We start from the raw sequence: 20,460 nt of genomic DNA, 5'->3' as shown, positions 1-20,460 counted from the left end.
CAAGCTCCGCTACTGGCGCGCGCTTCGCATGATATTCACCGGCCTAACTTACTACATTACCTACAGCTCTGGCAGGCGCTGTCTGTAACCCTATGTGAAACTTAGACTACACAATATGCGCTTAATCTGACGGGGCGAAATACGAAAATCCTATCACCCCAGTCAAAACTCTTACTTACTCACTACGACCACGGAAGCCGCGCCCCAGCAGGTATTGCTCCCGAGAACGGTCACGGGATGATGACGGTTTGCGCATCTGCACTTTCTCGAACATCTGCCGCACGCTCTTGTGGTACTCATCGAAGCCTTCCCCCTGGAAGATCTTGATCAGAAAATCACCACCTGGACGCAAGACCCGACCAGCAAGATCCAGCGCCAACTCGCACAGGAACATCGCTCGCGGCATATCCACGGCTGCTAACCCACTCATATTGGGGGCCATATCGGAAATCACAAGGTCAACTTCAGAATTTCCGACCGCCTCGAGGATCTGCGCCAGTACTGCATCCTCAGTGAAGTCCCCTTGAATAAAGGTCACATCGGGAATGCTGTCCATTTCCAGAATGTCCGAGGCAATCAGGCGCCCCTGGCCACCAATCAGACGACTGGTCACCTGCGACCAGCCACCCGGGGCGGCCCCCAGGTCGATCACACTCATGCCAGGACGGATAAGGCGGTCCTTTTCCTGGATCTCCAGCAGTTTGTAGCTGGCACGGGAACGGTACCCATCTTTTTGCGCCATTTTGACGAATGGGTCGTTGAAGTGCTCTTTCAGCCAGTTATGGCTAGTTTTGGAACGGGCCACGGGCCACCTCAAAATAAAACGGGTCGTGATTAACTGGGCGGTCCCGGACTCGCTCGGGTAAACTGGCCGCCGCTTTTTACAAGATCAGACGCAGGGGTCAGATTATGCCGCTCACTCAAGAGCAGAAGAAACAGTACAAATCCATTGGCCACCATCTGAAACCAGTATTGACTGTGGCTGACAACGGTTTGACCGAAGGTGTATTAGCCGAACTTGAACGCGCCTTGAGCGATCACGAGCTGATCAAGATCAAGCTCAACATCCTCGAGCGCGAGTCGCGCCTGGAAGCCATTGCCCAATTGTGCAAGGCCGGCAAAGCGGATCTGGTGCAGGTCATCGGCAAGATGGCGCTGATCTACCGCAAGAACGCCAAGGTAAACAAGCAATTGTCGAACGTCCATCGTTTCCACTGACGTCGACTCGGGTCAAGGGTGTGCCTGGCGCACCCTGCCACCCCATCCCGGCACTGGCTGCAACACCAGTACCAGCCCGGAAAAACCCAGGACCAGATAGCTGAATAACTGCCAGCGCTGAGCTTCCGGCAACAAGGTGCGTACGACGAAATACATCGCACACGCATACATCGCCATCAATAGCAGTTGCCCCCGAATATCCCGCCACAAGCTCCTCAGCCCTTCGGACTGGATCAATACCAGTATCTGCAGGACCAGGCACGCCGCCGAAAAACCTACCAGCAACGCACTGAGCAGTGACGAGATTTCTTCGATCAGTAAGGGGGCAAGGCCAATCTGCCCCAGGGCGGGCAGCAAGCCGAGATGCAACAACCACAAGCCGCCGACCCACAACATCTGGGCCAGCTGCCAAAGCATGGCGCCCGCGTGCAGCGGGCGCCTTCTTTCAGATGTGACGGACTTCGACAATCTCGTACTCGATAACGCCACCAGGCGTTTTGACCGCCACCACATCACCCTCTTCCTTGGCAATCAAGGCGCGAGCGATCGGCGAGCCGACGGAAATTTTACCGAGTTTGATGTCAGCCTCGTCCTCACCCACGATCTGGTAGGTGACGCTTTCGTCAGTTTCGACGTTGGCGATTTCTACCGTGGTGCCAAAGATCACCTTGCCGGTATGGGGAATGGTCGTGACATCGATGACCACCGAGTTCTGCAGGCGGCCTTCAATATCGCGGATCCGCGCCTCTACCATGCCCTGCTGTTCGCGAGCGGCATGGTATTCGGCGTTTTCCTTCAGGTCACCCAACTCGCGGGCCGTACCGATGTCCTGGCTGAGCTTCGGACGCACGACCTTGGTCAGGTGAGCATGCTCTTCTTCCAGGGCGCGCGCGCCCTGGACGGTCATTGGGTATTTATTCATGCCTTCAATCCTGCGTGTAGATCCTGCAAGCGACGCACGGTCTTTTCCGGACCGAACTTCAACGCTTCACAGATAGCTTCGCCAGCAGCAATGGTGGTGGTGCAGTAGATCTTGTGCTGCAAGGCGTTACGACGAATGGAATAAGAGTCAGCAATCGACTGACGGCCTTCGGTGGTGTTGATGATCAGAGTGACTTCGTCGTTCTTGATCATATCGACCACATGCGGACGACCTTCAGTCACCTTGTTCACACGACGCACCTTCAGGCCGGCCGCTTCGATCAGCTTGGCGGTGCCCGCAGTAGCGACCACTTCGAAGCCCAAGTTGATCAGATCACGGGCCACGCCTGCAACCAGAGGTTTGTCATCGTCACGCACGCTGATGAACGCAGTACCGCCGGTCGGCAGCACTTCGCTGGCACCCATCTGGGCCTTGGCAAAGGCTTCGCCGAAGGTGTCGCCCACGCCCATCACCTCGCCGGTGGACTTCATCTCTGGGCCGAGGATCGGGTCGACGCCCGGGAACTTGGCAAACGGGAATACCGCTTCCTTGACGCTGTAGAAGTTCGGAATGATTTCCTTGGTGAAGCCCAGCTCTTTCAGGGTCTTACCGGCCATCACACGAGCAGCGATCATCGCCAGGGAGACACCGATGCACTTGGAAACGAACGGCACGGTCCGGGAAGCGCGCGGGTTCACTTCGATGACGTAGATCTGATCGCCCTGCAGGGCCAACTGCACGTTCATCAGACCAACCACACCCAGTTCCAGAGCCATTTTCTTGACCTGTTCGCGCATCTCGTCCTGGATGTGCGCCGGCAGCGAGTACGGCGGCAGCGAGCACGCAGAGTCACCGGAGTGAACGCCAGCCTGCTCGATGTGCTGCATGATGGCGCCGATCACTACGTCGGTGCCGTCGCAGACCGCATCCACGTCCATTTCAATGGCGCAGTTGAGGAAGTGGTCCAGCAGCACCGGGCTGTCGTTGGACACTTGCACCGCTTCGCGCAAGTAGCGCTTGAGCTCATCTTCCTCGTAGACGATTTCCATCGCCCGGCCGCCCAGCACGTAGGACGGACGCACCACCAGCGGGTAACCGATCTTGGCGGCGGCACGAATTGCTTCGTCTTCGCTGCGCACGGTAGCGTTTGGTGGCTGACGCAGGTTCAGGCGTTCGACCATCTGCTGGAAGCGCTCACGGTCTTCGGCGCGGTCGATAGCGTCTGGGCTGGTGCCGATGATCGGCACGCCGGCGGCTTCCAGGGCACGAGCCAGTTTCAGCGGAGTCTGACCGCCGTACTGCACGATCACGCCTTTTGGCTTCTCGACACGGACGATTTCCAGCACGTCTTCCAGGGTCACTGGCTCGAAGTACAGGCGATCCGAAGTGTCGTAGTCGGTGGAAACGGTTTCCGGGTTGCAGTTGACCATGATGGTTTCGTAACCATCGTCGCGCAGCGCCAGGGCGGCGTGTACGCAGCAGTAGTCGAACTCGATGCCCTGGCCGATACGGTTTGGACCACCACCCAGGATCATGATCTTGTCACGGGTCGAAGGTGCGGCTTCGCACTCTTCTTCATAAGTCGAGTACAGGTACGCGGTGTCGGTGGCGAACTCGGCGGCGCAGGTGTCGACGCGCTTGTAGACCGGGAACACTTCCAGCTTCTGACGATGTGTGCGCAGGTTCTTCTCGGTCACGCCCAGCAACTTGGCCAGACGCTGATCGGAGAAGCCTTTGCGCTTGAGGCGGAACATCAGGTCGCGGTCGATGGCCGACAGGCCCAGGGTCTTGACCTTCTCCTCTTCCTTGATCAGGTCTTCGATCTGCACCAGGAACCAAGGATCGATCATGTTCATGCCGAAGATCTGCTCGACGGTCATGCCAGCACGGAAGGCATCAGCCACGTACCAGATACGCTCGGCGCCGGGCACGGTCAGTTCGCGCTTGAGCACGTTCATGCTTTCCGGATTGCTCAGGTCGAGCTTGGGATCCAGGCCGCAAACGCCCACTTCCAGACCACGCAGGGCTTTCTGCAGGGATTCCTGGAAGGTCCGACCGATGGCCATGACCTCACCCACCGACTTCATCTGGGTGGTCAGGCGCGCGTCGGCCTTGGAGAACTTCTCGAAGGCGAAGCGTGGCAGCTTGGTCACGACGTAGTCGATGGACGGCTCGAAGGACGCCGGGGTCTTGCCGCCGGTAATATCGTTGGACAGCTCGTCCAGGGTGTAGCCGACAGCCAGCTTGGCCGCGACCTTGGCGATCGGGAAACCGGTGGCTTTCGAAGCCAGCGCCGAGGAACGGGATACCCGCGGGTTCATCTCGATCACGACCATGCGGCCTGTGTTCGGGCAGATACCGAACTGCACGTTGGAACCGCCAGTTTCCACACCGATCTCGCGCAGCACCGCCAGGGAGGCATTACGCAGGATCTGGTATTCCTTGTCGGTCAGGGTCTGTGCCGGAGCCACGGTGATGGAGTCACCGGTGTGCACGCCCATCGGGTCGAAGTTCTCGATGGAGCAGACGATGATGCAGTTGTCCTTCTTATCGCGGACCACCTCCATCTCGTACTCTTTCCAGCCGATCAGGGATTCGTCGATCAGCAGTTCCTTGGTCGGCGACAGGTCCAGACCGCGGGCGCAGATCTCTTCGAACTCTTCGCGGTTGTAGGCGATGCCACCACCGGTCCCACCCATGGTGAAGGATGGACGGATGATGCAAGGGAAGCCCAGCTTGTCGAGGACCGCATTGGCCTCTTCCATGCTGTGGGCAATACCGGAACGCGGGCACGCCAGGCCGATGGACTTCATGGCAGCGTCGAAGCGCGAACGGTCTTCAGCCTTGTCGATGGTGTCGGCGTTGGCGCCGATCATCTCTACGCCGAACTTCTCCAGGACGCCTTCACGCTCCAGGTCCAGGGCGCAGTTCAGCGCAGTCTGGCCGCCCATGGTCGGCAGCAGCGCGTCCGGACGCTCTTTCTCGATGATCTTGGCAACGGTCTGCCACTTGATCGGCTCGATGTAGGTGGCGTCGGCCATGGCCGGGTCGGTCATGATGGTGGCCGGGTTGGAGTTCACCAGGATGACCCGGTAGCCCTCTTCGCGCAGGGCCTTGCAAGCCTGGGCGCCGGAGTAGTCGAATTCGCAAGCCTGGCCGATCACGATCGGGCCAGCGCCAAGAATCAGGATGCTTTTAATGTCTGTACGTTTTGGCATGGGTTGTCACTCAAATCCGCAGGTCAGTCGGCAAGCCGTCTTGAACATTCTCTGAGGCGCCTGAGGGGTTCCGCCGGATTTGCCGGGGCCGCCCTCAAGCGCTGCTCGCTACACTTTCAAGGCGAGCGTTTAGCGTCGCTTGGCCATCTCGTTGATGAAGCGGTCGAACAGCGGCGCCACATCGTTCGGGCCCGGGCTGGCTTCCGGGTGGCCCTGGAAGCTGAACGCGCTCTTGTCGGTACGTTCGATACCCTGCAGGGTGCCGTCGAACAGCGACTTGTGGATCGCCCGGACGTTGCCCGGCAGCGTGGCTTCATCCACCGCAAAACCGTGGTTCTGGCTGGTGATCATGACCACGCCGCTGTCCAGGTCCTGCACCGGGTGGTTGGCGCCGTGGTGGCCGTGGCCCATTTTCAGGGTCTTGGCACCAGAGGCCAGGGCCAGCAGTTGGTGACCCAGGCAGATGCCGAACACCGGAATCTCGGTTTCGAGGATTTCCTTGATCGCCTTGATGGCATAGTCGCAAGGCTCGGGGTCACCTGGGCCGTTGGACAGGAACACACCGTCAGGCTTGAGAGCCAGCACATCGCTCGCTGGGGTCTGGGCAGGCACCACGGTGACGCGGCAACCGCGCTCCACCAGCATGCGCAGGATATTCAGCTTGACCCCGTAGTCGTAGGCAACCACGTGATACGGCAGCTCGGAAGCCTCGATGGTGGCGTGGCTGTCGGTCTTCAGATCCCAGACAGTCGAACGCCACTCGTAGCTTTCCTTGGTGCTGACGACTTTCGCCAGGTCCATGCCTTTGAGGCCAGGGAAGCCGCGCGCTGCAGCGATCGCCGCTTCTTCGGAAATTTTGTCACCGGCCATGATGCAGCCGTTCTGTGCACCTTTCTCACGCAGGATGCGGGTCAGGCGACGGGTGTCGATACCAGCGATCGCCACCACGTTGTTGGCTTTCAGGTAATCGGACAGGGACAGAGTGTTACGCCAGTTGCTGGCTACCAGCGGCAGGTCACGGATGACCAGGCCGGCCGACCACACACGGTCGGACTCGGCATCTTCCGGCGTGGTGCCGGTGTTGCCGATGTGAGGGTAAGTCAGGGTAACGATCTGTTGGGCGTAGGAAGGATCGGTAAGGATTTCCTGATAGCCGGTCATTGCGGTGTTGAACACCACCTCACCAACGGTTTGACCGTCGGCTCCAATGGCTTCGCCGCGAAAAATGCTGCCATCAGCAAGGGCGAGTATGGCTGGCTTAGTCAAGAAGACCTCCCGTAAATAGAGCCTGAAAGGGCGATCGCAGGTTGCAAAAAAGCGGAATGACGTATAGACACGTCACCCCGCTTCTTCGTCGAATTATCTGCGCGCTTTTAGTGGACACACTAAAGCTGTAGCTTACAGAAAAAGGCTTTTTTGGTCCACCGCTAATGAGCCTTAAAGGCAGAGGAATGCGACAGGACATCGCTTGGCGGTTTGAAGCAGGGTCCAAGCATCGCGCTTCGACCCTGCTTCAGATGCATCTCAACGCAGATCCAGCACATCCTGCATGTCGTAAAGACCAGCCTCGCGCCCGTCCAGCCACAGCGCGGCACGCACCGCTCCCTTGGCGAAGGTCATGCGACTGGAGGCCTTGTGGGTAATCTCCAGGCGCTCGCCCTCAGTGGCAAACAGCACAGTGTGATCCCCCACCACATCGCCACCACGAACCGTGGCGAAGCCGATGGTTTCACGCTCACGGGCGCCGGTATGGCCTTCACGACCATAAACCGCGACCTGCTGCAGATCGCGCCCCAAGGCGCTGGCGATCACCTCACCCATGCGCAGGGCGGTGCCCGATGGCGCATCGATCTTGTGTCGGTGATGCGCCTCGATGATCTCGATATCCGCATCATCACCCAGCACCCGAGCCGCCATATCCAGCAGCTTTAGCGACAGGTTGACCCCAACACTGAAGTTGGCAGCGAAGACGATCGGAATCTCCTTGCCCGCCTCGGCCAGCAATTGCTTTTCCCTGGCACCCAGGCCGGTGGTACCGATCACCATGGCCTTGCCTGCCTTGCGGCAGAACGCCAGGTTCTTGAGCATCACTTCCGGCAAGGTAAAATCGATCAGCACATCGAACTCATCAACCACCTTCTCCAGGCTGTCGGACATCGGCACGCCAAGACGCCCCAGGGATGCCAGCTCACCCGCATCCGCCCCCACCAGAGAACTGCCCGGACGGACGATCGCCGCGGTCAGCCCGGAGAGCGGCGAACGCAGCTGCACGGCCTCGACCAGGGTCTTGCCCATGCGCCCGGCGGCGCCCATCACTGCTATACGTCGCATGCGTTACTCCTTACAGGTCACCGAAGAAGCGCTTGACGCCCTCGAACCAGCCGGTGGTTTTCGGCGAGTGAGAGTTGTCGTCATCCAGCGAACCACGCAACTCTTCCAGCAGCTCGCGCTGACGACGACTCAGGTTCACTGGCGTCTCCACCGCAACCCGGCACATCAGGTCGCCAGCACCGCCGCCACGCACGGGAGCAACGCCCTTGCCACGAATCCGGAACTGCTTGCCGGTCTGAGTTCCTTCGGGAATCTTCAGCTTGACCCGACCATCCAGGGTCGGAATCTCCAGCTCGCCACCCAACGCCGCATCTACGAAGCTGATGGGCACTTCACAGAACAGGTGCTTGCCGTCGCGCTGGAAGATCGCGTGCTCACGCACATTGATCACCACATACAGGTCGCCAGTCGGGCCACCCTGGGTCCCCGCCTCGCCTTCGCCGGACAGGCGAATACGGTCGCCGGTATCGACACCTGCCGGCACTTTCACCGACAGCGTCTTGTACTCTTCGACCCGACCTTCGCCGTGGCACGAATCGCACGGATCGGAAATGATCTTGCCCTGGCCATGGCAGCGCGGGCAGGTCTGCTGCACCGAGAAGAAGCCCTGCTGCATGCGCACCTGACCAATACCGCCACAGGTCGGACAAGTGACAGGGGAAGACCCCTTCTTGGCGCCCGAACCATCGCATGGCTTGCAGTTGACCAGTGTCGGCACACGGATATTCACCGTGGTGCCACGCACCGCCTCTTCCAGGTTCAACTCCAGGGTGTAACGCAGGTCGCTGCCGCGTTGCGCACCGCCACGGGAACCGCCGCGACCGCCACCGAAGAAATCACTGAACACGTCACCGAAGATATCGGAGAAGTTCTGCCCGCCGAAGCCGGCACCCCCGCCACCCATGCTCGGGTCGACACCAGCGTGGCCGTACTGGTCATACGCGGCACGCTTGCTGGAATCGGACAGTACTTCGTAGGCCTCGTTGGCCTCCTTGAACATGTCTTCCGACGCTTTGTCGCCGGGATTACGGTCCGGGTGATGCTTCATCGCCAAGCGACGGTAAGCCTTTTTCAGCTCCGCATCGCTGGAGCCACGCTCCACACCCAACACTTCGTAATAGTCACGCTTTGCCATAAGTCTTTGCACTCTTAAGGACGTCCGGCAAACCCTCCTGAGCTCTGCCAAACTCGCTGAGCCCCAATACAGGCCCGGACCCAACTCACGTCAATTCAACGATCCTGGTCTTGGAAAGCCAACCCGGTTGCGGGCCGACCATTGCGGTCATCACAGCCGGAAAGCAGGAGCTTCTCCGACCCGACCGCCAGCGCACAAACGGAGCTTGTACGCCGTCAAAATTTCGCTGACTCCAGACACGCCAACGCGGGAGCAAGCTCCCGCGCGGCGACATCCTACCAGTCACCGCCCAAAGGCAGTCAACCGGCCGACCAACAAGCCATTACTTGTGGTCTTTTACTTCTTCGAACTCGGCGTCGACGACATCGTCGGCTTTTTCAGCGGACTCGGCGTGCGGTGCCGCGCCTTCTGCAGGCTGGGCCTGTTCGGCGTACATCTTCTGGGCAACCGGGGCCGAGACTTTCGACAGCTCTTCGACCTTGGCGTCGATGGCGGCCTTGTCGTCGCCTTTGACGGCAGCTTCCAGGGCAACCACGGCGGCTTCGATTGCGGTTTTCTCTTCCGCGGTCACTTTGTCACCGGCGTCAGCCACCATCTTGCGAGTCGAGTGCACCAGCGCATCACCCTGGTTACGGGCGGTGGCCAGCTCTTCGAACTTGCGATCCTCTTCCGAGTTGGCTTCAGCGTCACGGATCATCTGCTGGATCTCTTCATCCGACAGACCCGAGTTGGCCTTGATCACGATCGACTGAGTCTTGCCGGTAGCCTTGTCCTTCGCACCTACGTGCAGGATGCCGTTGGCGTCGATGTCGAAGGTCACTTCGATCTGCGGCACGCCACGTGGAGCTGGTGGAATGTCGGCCAGGTCGAACTTGCCCAGGGACTTGTTCTGCGCGGCCTGCTTGCGCTCGCCCTGCAGTACGTGAATGGTCACTGCGCCCTGGTTGTCGTCGGCAGTCGAGAACACTTGGGATTTCTTGGTAGGAATCGTGGTGTTTTTCTCGATCAGCGCGGTCATCACGCCACCCATGGTTTCGATACCCAGGGTCAGCGGGCTGACGTCCAGCAGCAGTACGTCTTTCACGTCGCCGGCCAGTACCGCACCCTGGATGGCAGCACCCATGGCAACAGCTTCGTCCGGGTTGACGTCCTTGCGGGCTTCCTTACCGAAGAAGTCGGTTACGGTCTTCTGTACCAGCGGCATACGGGTCTGGCCGCCGACCAGGATCACGTCGTTGATCGAACCCACGTCGATACCGGCGTCTTTGAGCGCGATACGGCAAGGCTCGATGGTGCGCTGAACCAGGTCTTCAACCAGCGACTCCAGCTTGGCGCGGGAAATCTTCACGTTCAGGTGCTTAGGACCGGTGGCATCTGCAGTGATGTACGGCAGGTTGACGTCGGTCTGCTGGCTCGAGGACAGCTCGATCTTGGCTTTCTCGGCAGCTTCTTTCAGGCGCTGCATGGCCAGCGGGTCACCCTTGAGGTTCATGCCGCTTTCTTTCTTGAACTCATCAACCAGGTAGTCGATCAAGCGGATGTCGAAGTCTTCACCACCGAGGAAGGTGTCACCGTTGGTGGCCAGCACTTCGAACTGGTGCTCGCCATCGACTTCAGCGATTTCGATCACCGAAACGTCGAAAGTACCACCGCCCAGGTCGTAAACGATCACGGTGTGATCGCCCTTGGCCTTGTCCATACCGTAGGCCAGAGCGGCTGCGGTTGGTTCGTTGATGATACGTTTGACGTCCAGGCCTGCGATGCGGCCGGCGTCTTTGGTCGCCTGGCGCTGGCTGTCGTTGAAGTAGGCCGGAACAGTGATGACCGCTTCGGTCACGGCTTCGCCGAGGTAGTCTTCGGCGGTCTTCTTCATTTTCTTGAGGATTTCAGCCGAGATCTGTGGCGGAGCCATTTTCTGGCCGTTCACTTCAACCCAGGCGTCGTTGTTGTCAGCCTTGACGATCTTGTAAGGGACCATCTGGATGTCTTTCTGCACAACTTCTTCGTCGAAGCGACGACCGATCAGACGCTTTACTGCGTACAGGGTGTTGTGCGGGTTGGTGACAGCCTGACGCTTGGCCGACTGACCTACCAGGATTTCGCCATCGTTGGCGTACGCGATGATCGACGGCGTGGTACGCGCGCCTTCAGCGTTTTCGATAACTTTTACGTTGCCGTTTTCAAGAATGGAGACGCACGAGTTGGTGGTCCCCAAGTCAATACCGATAATCTTGCCCATGTTAACTCTCCCGAAACTTTGGATTTGGATGCCGCAGCTGTGGTGGCAAACTGCGGTAGCACTTAAACGCTTGACTGATAAATGGGGGCTCTACAGCCGTTTTCAAGCCTTTTCGTCAATCGAAGGCGAAACCGGTGCAGGAGCCTTGCTGACCACGACCATGGCCGGGCGCAGCAGGCGACCGTTGAGCTGGTAGCCCTTCTGGAACACTTTCAGAACACTGTTCGGCTCGACATCCGCGCTTTCCTGCATGGCCATGGCCTGATGCTGTTCAGCGTTGAAGGGTTCGCCGTGTGGATCGATGGCTTCCAGCTGATAACGCTTGAGGGTGTCGTGGAACATCTTCAAGGTCAGCTCGATGCCTTCACGCATCGGGCGGATGCTTTCGTCGTCCGGGTTGGACAGCTCCAGGCCACGCTCCAGGCTGTCGATCACCGGCAGCAGGTCGCCGGCAAACTTCTCCAGCGCGAATTTGTGAGCTTTCTCCACATCCTGCTCGGCGCGGCGGCGGACGTTCTGCAGATCGGCAGCAACACGCAAAGCCTGATCCTGCGCGCCAGCCAGTTGCTCTTCGAGCACTTGTACACGAGCCGCCAGGTCATCACCCGATGCCTCGGGAGCCTGATTGGCGTCTAGATTTTGCGTATCCAGCGTCTGTTCGTCAGCCATGAAATTCTCCTTTCAATATCGTCTGTGAGCCGGGCTCACTCTTCTGCCCAGCTATATGGGGTCGCATTTTCAAGGTTCAAGTCCGCAGCCACAGCAAAAGTCGTTCCGACCCGATAAATCCTGTATGTGGACATTACCGAGCGCACTAAAAAGCCAGAACGACCAAGCAAATCGAGCTAAGGGAAAGCATTGTCAGCCCGAAACAAAACACTGTATAAATAACCAGACATCTAGTTTGGGAGCGGCCTTAATGCTGGTGCACCTGTCCGTACACAATTACGCCATCGTCGAACACCTGGATCTGGAACTCGATCGCGGGATGAGCGTCATTACCGGCGAGACCGGTGCCGGCAAGTCGATCATGCTCGACGCGCTCGGCCTGACCCTGGGTGATCGTGCCGACAGCGGCGTGGTACGCCCCGGAGCCGACAAGGCCGATATCCTCGCCACCTTCGATCTGGCGGATATCCCCGAGGCCCACGCCTGGCTGGCCGAGCGTGACCTGGACACCGACGGCCCGTGCATCCTGCGTCGGGTCATCACGGCAGAAGGACGTTCCCGCGGCTATATCAACGGTACGCCCTGCCCGCTCGGAGACTTGAAAGCCCTGGGCGAACTGCTGATCGATATCCACAGCCAGCATGAACACCAGTCGCTGCTCAAGACCGATACCCATAGGCGCCTGCTGGACGAGTACGCCGGCGCAACCGACCTGGCGCGCCAGGTGCAACTGGCTGCGCAGCGCTGGCGCCAGACCCGCCTGGAGCTGGAGCGCCTGTCCAACTCCGGCGACGAGCAGCGCGCTCGCCATCAACTGCTCAGTTACCAGCTCGAAGAACTGGAAAACCTGGGGCTCGGGGAAAATGAACTCGAACAGCTGGAGCAGGAGCACAAGAACCTGACCAATGCCGAAACCCTGCTGGGCATCTGCCGCCAGGTGGTGGAGCAATGCAGCGAAAGTGATTCAGGCAATGTCCTGAACGCCCTGACTGTCAGCCTCAACCGCCTGTCGAGCATCGGCAACTCCTCGGGCTCCCTGGGCGAGGCCACCAACCTGCTGGCCAGCGCGCAGATCCAGGTCGAAGAAGCCGTGGGCGAGTTGAATCGCTTCCTTGACCACTTCGACGCTGATCCGGCACGCCTGCAACAACTCGAAGAACGCCTCGACGCCATCTATACCCTGGCGCGCAAGCATCGCATCCAGCCCTTCGAACTCGCCGCCATGCAGCAAACCCTGCTGGATGAAATAGAGACTCTGGACGCCAATGACGAATCCATCGAACGGCTGGGCGAAGAGCTGCAATCCTTCGCTCGTCATTATCAGGAGAAAGCCCAGGAACTGAGCCAGTTGCGCCAGCAGGCCGCGACCAGCCTGGCCAGCGCAGTGGAGCAGGAGATCCAGCGCCTGGGCATGCCCGGAGGGCGCTTCACCATCGAGCTGCGCGCCAACAGCAGCGATGAACTGCTGCCCAACGGCCTGGAGCAGGTGGAACTGCTGGTCAGTGCCAACCCCGGGCAACCCCTCAAGGCCCTGGCGAAAGTCGCGTCCGGCGGTGAGCTGTCACGTATCAGCCTGGCGATCCAGGTCATCACCGCGCAGACCTCGCGGGTTCCCACATTGGTATTCGACGAAGTCGACGTGGGGATTGGCGGGCCGACAGCCGAGATCGTCGGCCAGCTGCTGCGCCGCCTCGGCGAGCGCGGCCAGGTATTGACCGTGACACACCTGCCGCAAGTCGCCGCCCAGGGGCATCAGCATCTGTTCGTGCACAAGGTGCGCGGCAGCGATGCCACTCATACCGCAGTATCCAAGCTGGGCAAGAATGAGAGGGTCGAGGAGGTGGCGCGGATGCTCGGCGGCATCGACCTGACCAAGGAGTCTCTGGCCCACGCCAAGAAAATGGTGGTGACCGCCAAGGCCTGAACCTTCAGCGCTTCTTTTATATAGGCACAAAACACGAAGGCGACCCTAGGGTCGCCTTCGATCGTTTCACGACGATAAACGCCGCGTGAGGGGCTTACTTCTTCTTGCGCACGTACAGCACAAGATTGTGATCCACCAACTCGAAACCGTGCTTTTCGACAATCGCCTTCTGAAGCTTTTCGATTTCTTCGTCGAAGAATTCGATCACTTCACCAGACTCCACGTTGACCATATGGTCGTGGTGACCGCCATCCGCCAGCTCGAATACAGCGTGACCGCCATCAAAATTATGGCGTACCACCAGTCCGGCTGCTTCGAATTGAGTCAGTACACGGTAAACCGTGGCCAGACCCACATCCTCACCAGCTTCCATCAGCGCCTTGTAGACATCCTCAGCGCTCATGTGCCGCTGCTCGGTGGAATCAAGCATTTGTAGAATTTTGACTCGTGGCAGAGTCACTTTGAGGCCGGCTTTACGTAGTTCGCTATTTTCAACCATGGTCAGCTTTCTCGCCGATGCTGCTTCGCAGCTTCTCTTAATGCGGGTATGATCGGGGTTTACGTTGTCCCAGCCAAGATAGTGGAAGTCGCCCACCGATGCAAAACACCAAGCTCTTGCTAACCAGTTTCACCTTCGTGGGACTGCTCGCACTCGCCGGTTGTTCATTCCCCGGGGTTTACAAAATCGACATCCAGCAGGGCAATGTCGTCACGCAGGACATGATAGACCAGTTGCGCCCCGGAATGACCCGACGGCAAGTACGGTTTATCATGGGCAACCCTCTGTTGACCGACACGTTCCATGCCGATCGCTGGGATTATCTCTACAGCCTGCAGCCTGGTGGTGGTGAACGCCAACAGGAACGCGTGAGCCTGATCTTCAACGGCAACGACCAACTGGTCAGCTTGGCCGGTGACTTCATGCCAGGCGTAAGCCGCGACGAAGCCCTGCTGGGCAAGGACAGCGCCAACACCGTGACAGCGCCTGCCGAGAACGTCGAGAAACCAAAAGCCGAGAAACCAGCCAAGCCTGGCTCGCTGCTCGACCAGATCCAGAAGGACGTGGATGGCGTGAAAACCGTGCCAGTTCCTACGCCTGAACCACTGGATACTTCGCCGGAATAATTTGTGGCGAAATAAAAAAGCCCGGGCATGCCCGGGCTTTTTATTGCCTGCCACCTTCAATCACGATTCGCGCTTGCGTGCCTCGGCCGCTTTCGCCGCCCGCAGACGCCGAACCTCTTTCGGATCGGCCAGCAATGGGCGATAGACCTCAATCCGATCCCCCGCCTGAATCACATGCTGTTCAGGGTCACTGACCTGCTTGCCGAAGATCCCCACCGGACAAGCCGCCAGATCCAGTTCGGGAAATTGCTGCCCGATGGCTGAAGCCTGCAAGGCTGCACGCAGCGTCGACCCCTGGGGCACCTGCACTCTGATCAACGCCTGGCGATCGACAGCCGCGTAGGCCACCTCAATCGAAATCATCGGCTCAGCCATGCAACTGCTTGGCCCGCTGGCAGAAAGCGTCCACCAGGGTATTCGCCGCCTGGTTGAACAGCGGCCCCAAGGTCGCTCGAACCAAAGGCCCCGCATAATCGAAAGACAGATCAAGGCTGATCTTGCAGGCCTTCTCGCCCAGCGGCTTGAACACCCACACGCCATGCAACTGATTGAATGGCCCCTCCTCCAGATTCATCTCGATCGACTGCCCCGGTACCAGATTGTTGCAGGTAACGAAGCGCTGGCTCATGCCGCCCTTGGCCACCGCCAGGCTCGCGCGCATCCGCTCTTCGCTGCTTTCCAGCACCTCGGCCGACGAGCACCAGGGCAGAAACTCCGGGTACCGGGCCACGTCATTGACCAGGTCGTAAAGGAACTGCGCCGGATAGGGCAGAAGGGCCGAACGTTGAATATGGGTCGTCATGTGAGCTTCATTTCCACAACTGGGCGGCAAACACCACAAGAATGCCGACGGGCGCCACATAGCGCATCAAAAACAAGGCCAGAGCGAACAACAGCGGGCTACGTAACGACAGCTCATCACGAACTGCCTCACGGCCCATCACCCAACCTGCAAATACCACGAAGCACAAACCGCCAAGAGGCAACATGATCCGCGAGGTGAAAAAGTCGATCACACCAAAGAAGTCCAGACCGCCGGCCGCGCCCCATTGGTAGAGATGAAAAACGCCGCCTTCGTTCACGAAAAATTTGGCCTGTTGCCAGATGTTGAAAGAGAACACCGTTCCCAATCCCACAAACCAGCAACTGAATGCCAGCCAGAATGTCACCCAGCCGCGGCGGATTTTAGTCCTCTCGACGAGATAAGCCACCATCGGCTCCAACAAGGAAATGGCCGAACTCCAGGCAGCGATCGCCACCAGGATAAAGAACACTACGCCCATAAGCTGGCCGAACGCCACATTCCCGAAGGCAAACGGCAGGCTGATGAACATCAGCCCCGGCCCTTCGCTGGGGTTCAGCCCGGCGGCAAATACAATGGGGAACAGGGCCATCCCAGCCACCAGCGAAACGAAGGTATCCAGCAGCGCCACCCCGACCACGGTGCCGGCCAGGGACGAATGCTTGGGCATGTAGGCGCCGTAGATCATGATCGAGCCCACTCCCACGCTGAGGGAAAAGAACGCGTGCCCCATGGCTGGCAACAGCCCGTCGAGCAAACGCTCCAGGCTGAAGTCGAACATGAAGTGCAGGCCCTGCATGAAATGCCCGGTGGTCATGCTGTAGCCCAGCAGCACCAGCAACATCACGAACAGCAGTGGCATCATGACCCGCAGGCTGCGCTCAAGCCCGGCCACCACACCCTTGGCAATCACCAGCGCCGACAACAGCATGAACAGCGTGTGCCACAGGGTCAGGCGCCAGGGGTCGGCCGTCACCGCGGAAAAATAGGCGCCGACCTGATCCGCCGTGACACCCTGAAAATCGCCGCGCCCCATGTCGATGATGTAGTCCAGGGACCAACCACCCACCACGCTATAGAAGGAGAGGATCAGCAGCGCCGTGATCATTCCGGCAAAGGCGCCCCAGGACCACCTGGCCGAATGCCCGGCCTCCAGGGCCAGCACCTTCAGGGCATTCGCCGGGCTTTGCCGCGCGCGGCGGCCAATCAGGGTTTCCGCCAGCATCACCGGCAACCCGATCAGCGCAATACACGCCAGAAACACCAGGACAAAGGCACCACCACCATAGACGCCGACCATGTAGGGGAATTTCCAGATACTCCCCAGGCCCACGGCCGAACCAGTTGCAGCGAGTATAAAGACCCAGCGGCTTGCCCAGCCGCCGTGGACAGAGACCCTGTCTGTCGACATCGTTAACGCGCCCAACCGAAAAAAAAGAGGCCGTATTGTCCGGGATTCAATCAACCTGCTCAAGCACGCTGCGTCACCGTAGCCGACGCGCGCGCAACTCCCTATAATGCCGCCCCTATGGCTAAACAGAAGAAACACCCAACAGGGACCATCGCGCAAAATAAAAAGGCGCGTCACGATTACTTCATCGAACATCGGTTCGAGGCTGGCATGGTCCTGGCCGGCTGGGAAGTAAAGAGTCTGCGTGCAGGCAAGGCACAGCTGGTGGACAGTTATGTGCTGCTCAAGGATGGTGAAGCCTGGTTGCTCGGCAGCCACTTCACGCCATTGACCACCGCCAGCACCCACGTCATCGCCGACCCGACGCGCTCGCGCAAGCTGCTGCTCAACCAGCGAGAGCTGGAAAAGCTGTTTGCCGCCGTGCAGCAGAAGGGTTACGCCTGCGTGTGCCTTTCGCTCTACTGGAGCAAGCACCTGGTCAAGTGTGAAATCGCACTGGGCAAGGGCAAGAAGGAATACGACAAGCGTCATACCGAACGCGAGCGCGATTCCGATCGTGAGCTGCAGCGCGCGGTGCGGACCAAGGGCAAGGAAGACTGATCTTCCTGCCTTGAGGTCGTTTTCGCCGGCAAGCCGGCTCCTACAGAACCCAGGTAGGAGCCGACTTGCCGGCGATTTGCGTTACATGCCCTTGCGCCGCTCGGCCCGGGCCACTCGCTGTACTTCCTGACGCACTTCCTCGAGCACCTCCTGCACATAGAGAATGTGCCGGCTGGAGATTTCCCGCGCCTCTTCGGCCCGCCCTTCGATAATCGCCTGGTACAGGTCGCGGTGCTGGCTGATCAGCATGTCGCGGGTTTCCGTACGCTGCTTGTACATGCCGCCAATGTTGGTCACCACGTTGCGTTTGAGCAGGTCGAACAGCCCGCGAATGGTGTGCAGCAGCACGGCGTTGTGGCTGGCCTCGGCAATCGCCAAGTGGAACTTGGCATCCGCCGCACCCTCCTCGATACGACTGACATCGTCGGAACGGGAATAACAATCCTGCAACTCCTCGAAGGCTTGAGTCAGTCGCTCACGATCCACTGCCGTCGCCCGCAGCGCCGCGTAATAGGCGCAGGACGCTTCCAGCGTATGCCGGAACTCCAGCAGGTCGCGCTGGGCATCGGTGTTGTTTTCCAGCAGGTGCAGCAGAGGATCGCTGAAGGTCGAGCCCAGGGATTCCACCACATAGTTGCCACCGCCCTGACGACTGATCAGCAACCCCTTGGCCGTCAATTTCTGGATCGCCTCGCGCAGTGAGGGCCGGGAGACACCAAACTGCTCGGCCAGGGCGCGCTCGGCGGGCAGCCGCTCGCCAGCCTTCAAGGTGCCTTCAAGAATCATCCCTTCCAGACGCTCGACGATATCGTCGGACAAACGGCGCTGGCGTATCTGATCAAACCCCATAACTCACTCTCCCCCCTCCCGACCCTTCGCCGGGGGGCTCTATTCTGGCCTATTCATGGCGCGCCAACACCTGTCAGAACACGGCCATTTGCACCGATCAGATGCCCGCGCCATAGCGCATTCGACAAAAGTTTTAGGGCGGCAAATTGACACACCGAGCACAAGGCTTTTACCCTAGCCAACAGCGATTGTAAATTGGTCTTACCAATTAACCAAGACGCTAGCAGTGCCTGACCAACAACAATTAGGGGCCACCCCATTATGCAAACCTGGCAACAGCTCTATAGCCCGCTTGGCAGCCTCGGCCTGTCCGCCCTCGCCGCCGTCATCCCGATCGTGTTCTTCTTCCTGGCTCTGGCCGTGTTCCGTCTCAAAGGACACGTCGCCGGGAGTATCACCCTGGCCTTGTCGATCCTGGTGGCGATCTTCGCCTTCCAGATGCCCGCCGACATGGCCCTCGCTGCCGCTGGCTATGGATTTGCCTACGGTCTGTGGCCCATCGCCTGGATCATTGTCGCCGCCGTTTTCCTCTACAAGCTGACCGTGAAGAGCGGCCAGTTCGAAATCATCCGCAGCTCGGTGCTGTCGATCACCGACGACCAGCGCCTGCAGGTGCTGCTGATCGGTTTCTGCTTCGGTGCCTTCCTTGAAGGGGCTGCCGGCTTTGGCGCGCCGGTGGCGATCACCGCGGCCCTGCTGGTGGGCCTGGGCTTCAACCCGCTGTACGCCGCCGGCCTGTGCCTGATCGCCAACACCGCGCCCGTGGCCTTCGGCGCCCTGGGGATTCCGATCATCGTCGCCGGCCAGGTGACCGGCATCGACGCCTTCAAGATCGGCGCCATGACCGGCCGCCAACTGCCGCTGCTGTCGCTGTTCGTGCCGTTCTGGCTGGTGTTCATGATGGACGGCATGCGTGGCGTCAAAGAGACCTGGCCGGCCGCGCTGGTGGCAGGCCTGAGCTTCGCCGTCACCCAGTACTTCACCTCGAACTTCATCGGCCCGGAACTGCCGGACATCACCTCGGCCCTGGCCAGCCTGATCTCCCTGACCCTGTTCCTGAAAATCTGGCAGCCCAAGCGCACTGCCGGTGCACAGATTGCCGGTGCCACCTCCAGCGCAGCCGTGACCGCCAGCGTCGGCGGCTTCGGTCAGCCACGCAACACCGTCGCTTCGCCCTACAGCCTGGGCCAGATCTTCAAGGCCTGGTCGCCGTTCCTGATCCTCACCGTGCTGGTGACCATCTGGACCCTCAAGCCCTTCAAGGCCATGTTCGCTGCCGGCGGCTCGATGTACGGCTGGGTGTTCAACTTCGCCATCCCGCACCTGGATCAGCTGGTGATCAAGATGGCACCGATCGTGACCACGCCAACGGCCATCCCGGCGGTGTTCAAGCTCGACCCGATCTCGGCCACCGGCACGGCGATCTTCTTCTCCGCGCTGATCTCCATGCTGGTACTGAAGATCGACTTCAAAACTGGTCTGACCACTTTGAAAGAGACCTTCTACGAGCTGCGCTGGCCGATCCTGTCCATCGGCATGGTGCTGGCGTTCGCCTTCGTCACCAACTACTCGGGCATGTCTTCGACCATGGCCCTGGTCCTGGCGGCGACGGGCGCAGCGTTTCCGTTCTTCTCGCCGTTCCTGGGCTGGCTCGGAGTGTTCCTCACTGGTTCCGATACCTCGTCCAACGCCCTGTTCAGTTCGCTGCAGGCCACCACCGCACACCAGATTGGGGTCAATGACACCCTGCTGGTCGCGGCCAACACCAGTGGCGGCGTAACCGGCAAGATGATCTCGCCGCAATCGATCGCCGTGGCCTGCGCCGCCACCGGCCTGGTGGGCAAGGAATCGGACCTGTTCCGCTTCACCCTCAAGCACAGTCTGTTCTTTGCCACTATTGTCGGTCTGATCACCCTGGCCCAGGCCTACTGGTTCACCGGCATGCTGGTGCACTAAGCAACACCTGCGACACCGATGGAACCGACGCCGCCCTCACCCGCGGCGTCAGTCATTCACC

The 20,460-nt window shown here is 59.8% G+C and carries 19 protein-coding genes; 5 read left to right on the top strand and 14 right to left on the bottom strand.

From position 1 onward, the window contains the following. Positions 1–175: 175 nt before the first annotated feature. Positions 176–805: a 23S rRNA (uridine(2552)-2'-O)-methyltransferase RlmE gene (gene rlmE / locus BM382_RS12500; protein WP_011059196.1), complete on the bottom strand. Its 630-nt coding sequence runs from the start codon at positions 803–805 to the stop codon at positions 176–178. A 104-nt stretch (positions 806–909) separates the two neighbouring features. Between rlmE and BM382_RS12495 the strand changes: the two genes are divergently transcribed. Further along, complete coding sequence (locus tag BM382_RS12495; RefSeq protein WP_015634115.1) at positions 910–1,218, top strand: YhbY family RNA-binding protein; 309 nt, start codon at positions 910–912, stop codon at positions 1,216–1,218. Between the two features lie 12 nt (positions 1,219–1,230). Here the strand turns inward: BM382_RS12495 and BM382_RS12490 are convergent, their stop codons facing one another. The 8 genes from BM382_RS12490 to grpE form a co-directional block, all read right to left on the bottom strand. After that, entirely contained in the window at positions 1,231–1,635 is a 405-nt protein-coding gene (locus BM382_RS12490) for an MFS transporter (RefSeq protein ID WP_072442991.1), read from the bottom strand. A gap of 28 nt (positions 1,636–1,663) precedes the next feature. Then, on the bottom strand, positions 1,664–2,140 hold the full coding sequence (greA, locus tag BM382_RS12485; protein ID WP_011059193.1) for a transcription elongation factor GreA: 477 nt from the start codon (positions 2,138–2,140) through the stop codon (positions 1,664–1,666). Beyond that, a complete protein-coding gene (carB, locus tag BM382_RS12480) occupies positions 2,137–5,358 on the bottom strand; it encodes a carbamoyl-phosphate synthase large subunit (protein WP_011059192.1) in 3,222 nt (1,073 codons plus the stop codon). Before carB ends, greA begins: the two co-directional genes overlap by 4 nt. Before the next feature lie 129 nt (positions 5,359–5,487). Further along, a complete protein-coding gene (gene carA, locus BM382_RS12475) occupies positions 5,488–6,624 on the bottom strand; it encodes a glutamine-hydrolyzing carbamoyl-phosphate synthase small subunit (protein ID WP_019095643.1) in 1,137 nt (378 codons plus the stop codon). A 258-nt stretch (positions 6,625–6,882) separates the two neighbouring features. Continuing rightward, positions 6,883–7,689: a 4-hydroxy-tetrahydrodipicolinate reductase gene (gene dapB / locus BM382_RS12470; RefSeq protein ID WP_011059190.1), complete on the bottom strand. Its 807-nt coding sequence runs from the start codon at positions 7,687–7,689 to the stop codon at positions 6,883–6,885. 10 nt (positions 7,690–7,699) lie between these two features. Then, positions 7,700–8,824, bottom strand: a complete 1,125-nt coding sequence (gene dnaJ / locus BM382_RS12465; protein WP_015634112.1) for a molecular chaperone DnaJ — start codon at positions 8,822–8,824, stop codon at positions 7,700–7,702. A 322-nt stretch (positions 8,825–9,146) separates the two neighbouring features. After that, positions 9,147–11,063 carry a molecular chaperone DnaK gene (dnaK, locus tag BM382_RS12460; protein ID WP_011059188.1) on the bottom strand — a complete coding sequence of 639 codons (1,917 nt, stop codon included), beginning with the start codon at positions 11,061–11,063 and terminating at the stop codon, positions 9,147–9,149. A gap of 102 nt (positions 11,064–11,165) precedes the next feature. Next, entirely contained in the window at positions 11,166–11,732 is a 567-nt protein-coding gene (grpE, locus tag BM382_RS12455; protein ID WP_011059187.1) for a nucleotide exchange factor GrpE, read from the bottom strand. A 250-nt stretch (positions 11,733–11,982) separates the two neighbouring features. Between grpE and recN the strand changes: the two genes are divergently transcribed. Continuing rightward, complete coding sequence (recN, locus tag BM382_RS12450; RefSeq protein WP_011059186.1) at positions 11,983–13,656, top strand: DNA repair protein RecN; 1,674 nt, start codon at positions 11,983–11,985, stop codon at positions 13,654–13,656. A gap of 94 nt (positions 13,657–13,750) precedes the next feature. Here recN and fur read toward each other — a convergent pair whose 3' ends face one another. Further along, a complete protein-coding gene (gene fur, locus BM382_RS12445; RefSeq protein ID WP_011059185.1) occupies positions 13,751–14,155 on the bottom strand; it encodes a ferric iron uptake transcriptional regulator in 405 nt (134 codons plus the stop codon). 98 nt (positions 14,156–14,253) lie between these two features. On the opposite strand from fur, the gene BM382_RS12440 reads away from it, so the two are divergent. Beyond that, positions 14,254–14,781, top strand: a complete 528-nt coding sequence (locus BM382_RS12440; RefSeq protein WP_011059184.1) for an outer membrane protein assembly factor BamE — start codon at positions 14,254–14,256, stop codon at positions 14,779–14,781. Positions 14,782–14,841: 60 nt separating this feature from the next. On the opposite strand, the gene BM382_RS12435 is transcribed toward BM382_RS12440, so the two are convergent. Genes BM382_RS12435 through BM382_RS12425 form a run of 3 tightly spaced genes read right to left on the bottom strand, consistent with a single transcriptional unit; the run spans position 14,842 to position 16,994 of the window. Beyond that, on the bottom strand, positions 14,842–15,156 hold the full coding sequence (locus tag BM382_RS12435; protein ID WP_019096044.1) for an RnfH family protein: 315 nt from the start codon (positions 15,154–15,156) through the stop codon (positions 14,842–14,844). Beyond that, positions 15,149–15,583, bottom strand: coding sequence for a type II toxin-antitoxin system RatA family toxin (locus BM382_RS12430; RefSeq protein ID WP_011059182.1), 435 nt, complete (start codon positions 15,581–15,583; stop codon positions 15,149–15,151). The genes BM382_RS12435 and BM382_RS12430 overlap by 8 nt, the downstream gene beginning before the upstream one ends. A 7-nt stretch (positions 15,584–15,590) precedes the next feature. Beyond that, complete coding sequence (locus tag BM382_RS12425) at positions 15,591–16,994, bottom strand: sodium-dependent transporter (protein ID WP_011059181.1); 1,404 nt, start codon at positions 16,992–16,994, stop codon at positions 15,591–15,593. 117 nt (positions 16,995–17,111) lie between these two features. Here BM382_RS12425 and smpB point away from each other — a divergent pair, with 117 nt between their 5' ends. Beyond that, on the top strand, positions 17,112–17,594 hold the full coding sequence (gene smpB, locus BM382_RS12420) for an SsrA-binding protein SmpB (RefSeq protein ID WP_011059180.1): 483 nt from the start codon (positions 17,112–17,114) through the stop codon (positions 17,592–17,594). A gap of 81 nt (positions 17,595–17,675) precedes the next feature. On the opposite strand, the gene BM382_RS12415 is transcribed toward smpB, so the two are convergent. After that, the gene (locus BM382_RS12415; protein ID WP_011059179.1) at positions 17,676–18,443 is read right to left on the bottom strand and encodes an FCD domain-containing protein; all 768 of its coding nucleotides are present in this window, start codon (positions 18,441–18,443) and stop codon (positions 17,676–17,678) included. A 261-nt stretch (positions 18,444–18,704) separates the two neighbouring features. Here BM382_RS12415 and BM382_RS12410 point away from each other — a divergent pair, with 261 nt between their 5' ends. Further along, a complete protein-coding gene (locus BM382_RS12410; RefSeq protein ID WP_072442989.1) occupies positions 18,705–20,399 on the top strand; it encodes a lactate permease LctP family transporter in 1,695 nt (564 codons plus the stop codon). Positions 20,400–20,460: the final 61 nt, after the last annotated feature.

Source organism: Pseudomonas sp. NFPP25, from assembly GCF_900116505.1.
Lineage (GTDB): Bacteria > Pseudomonadota > Gammaproteobacteria > Pseudomonadales > Pseudomonadaceae > Aquipseudomonas > Aquipseudomonas protegens.
This window is presented reverse-complemented; position numbering and strand designations above follow the sequence as displayed.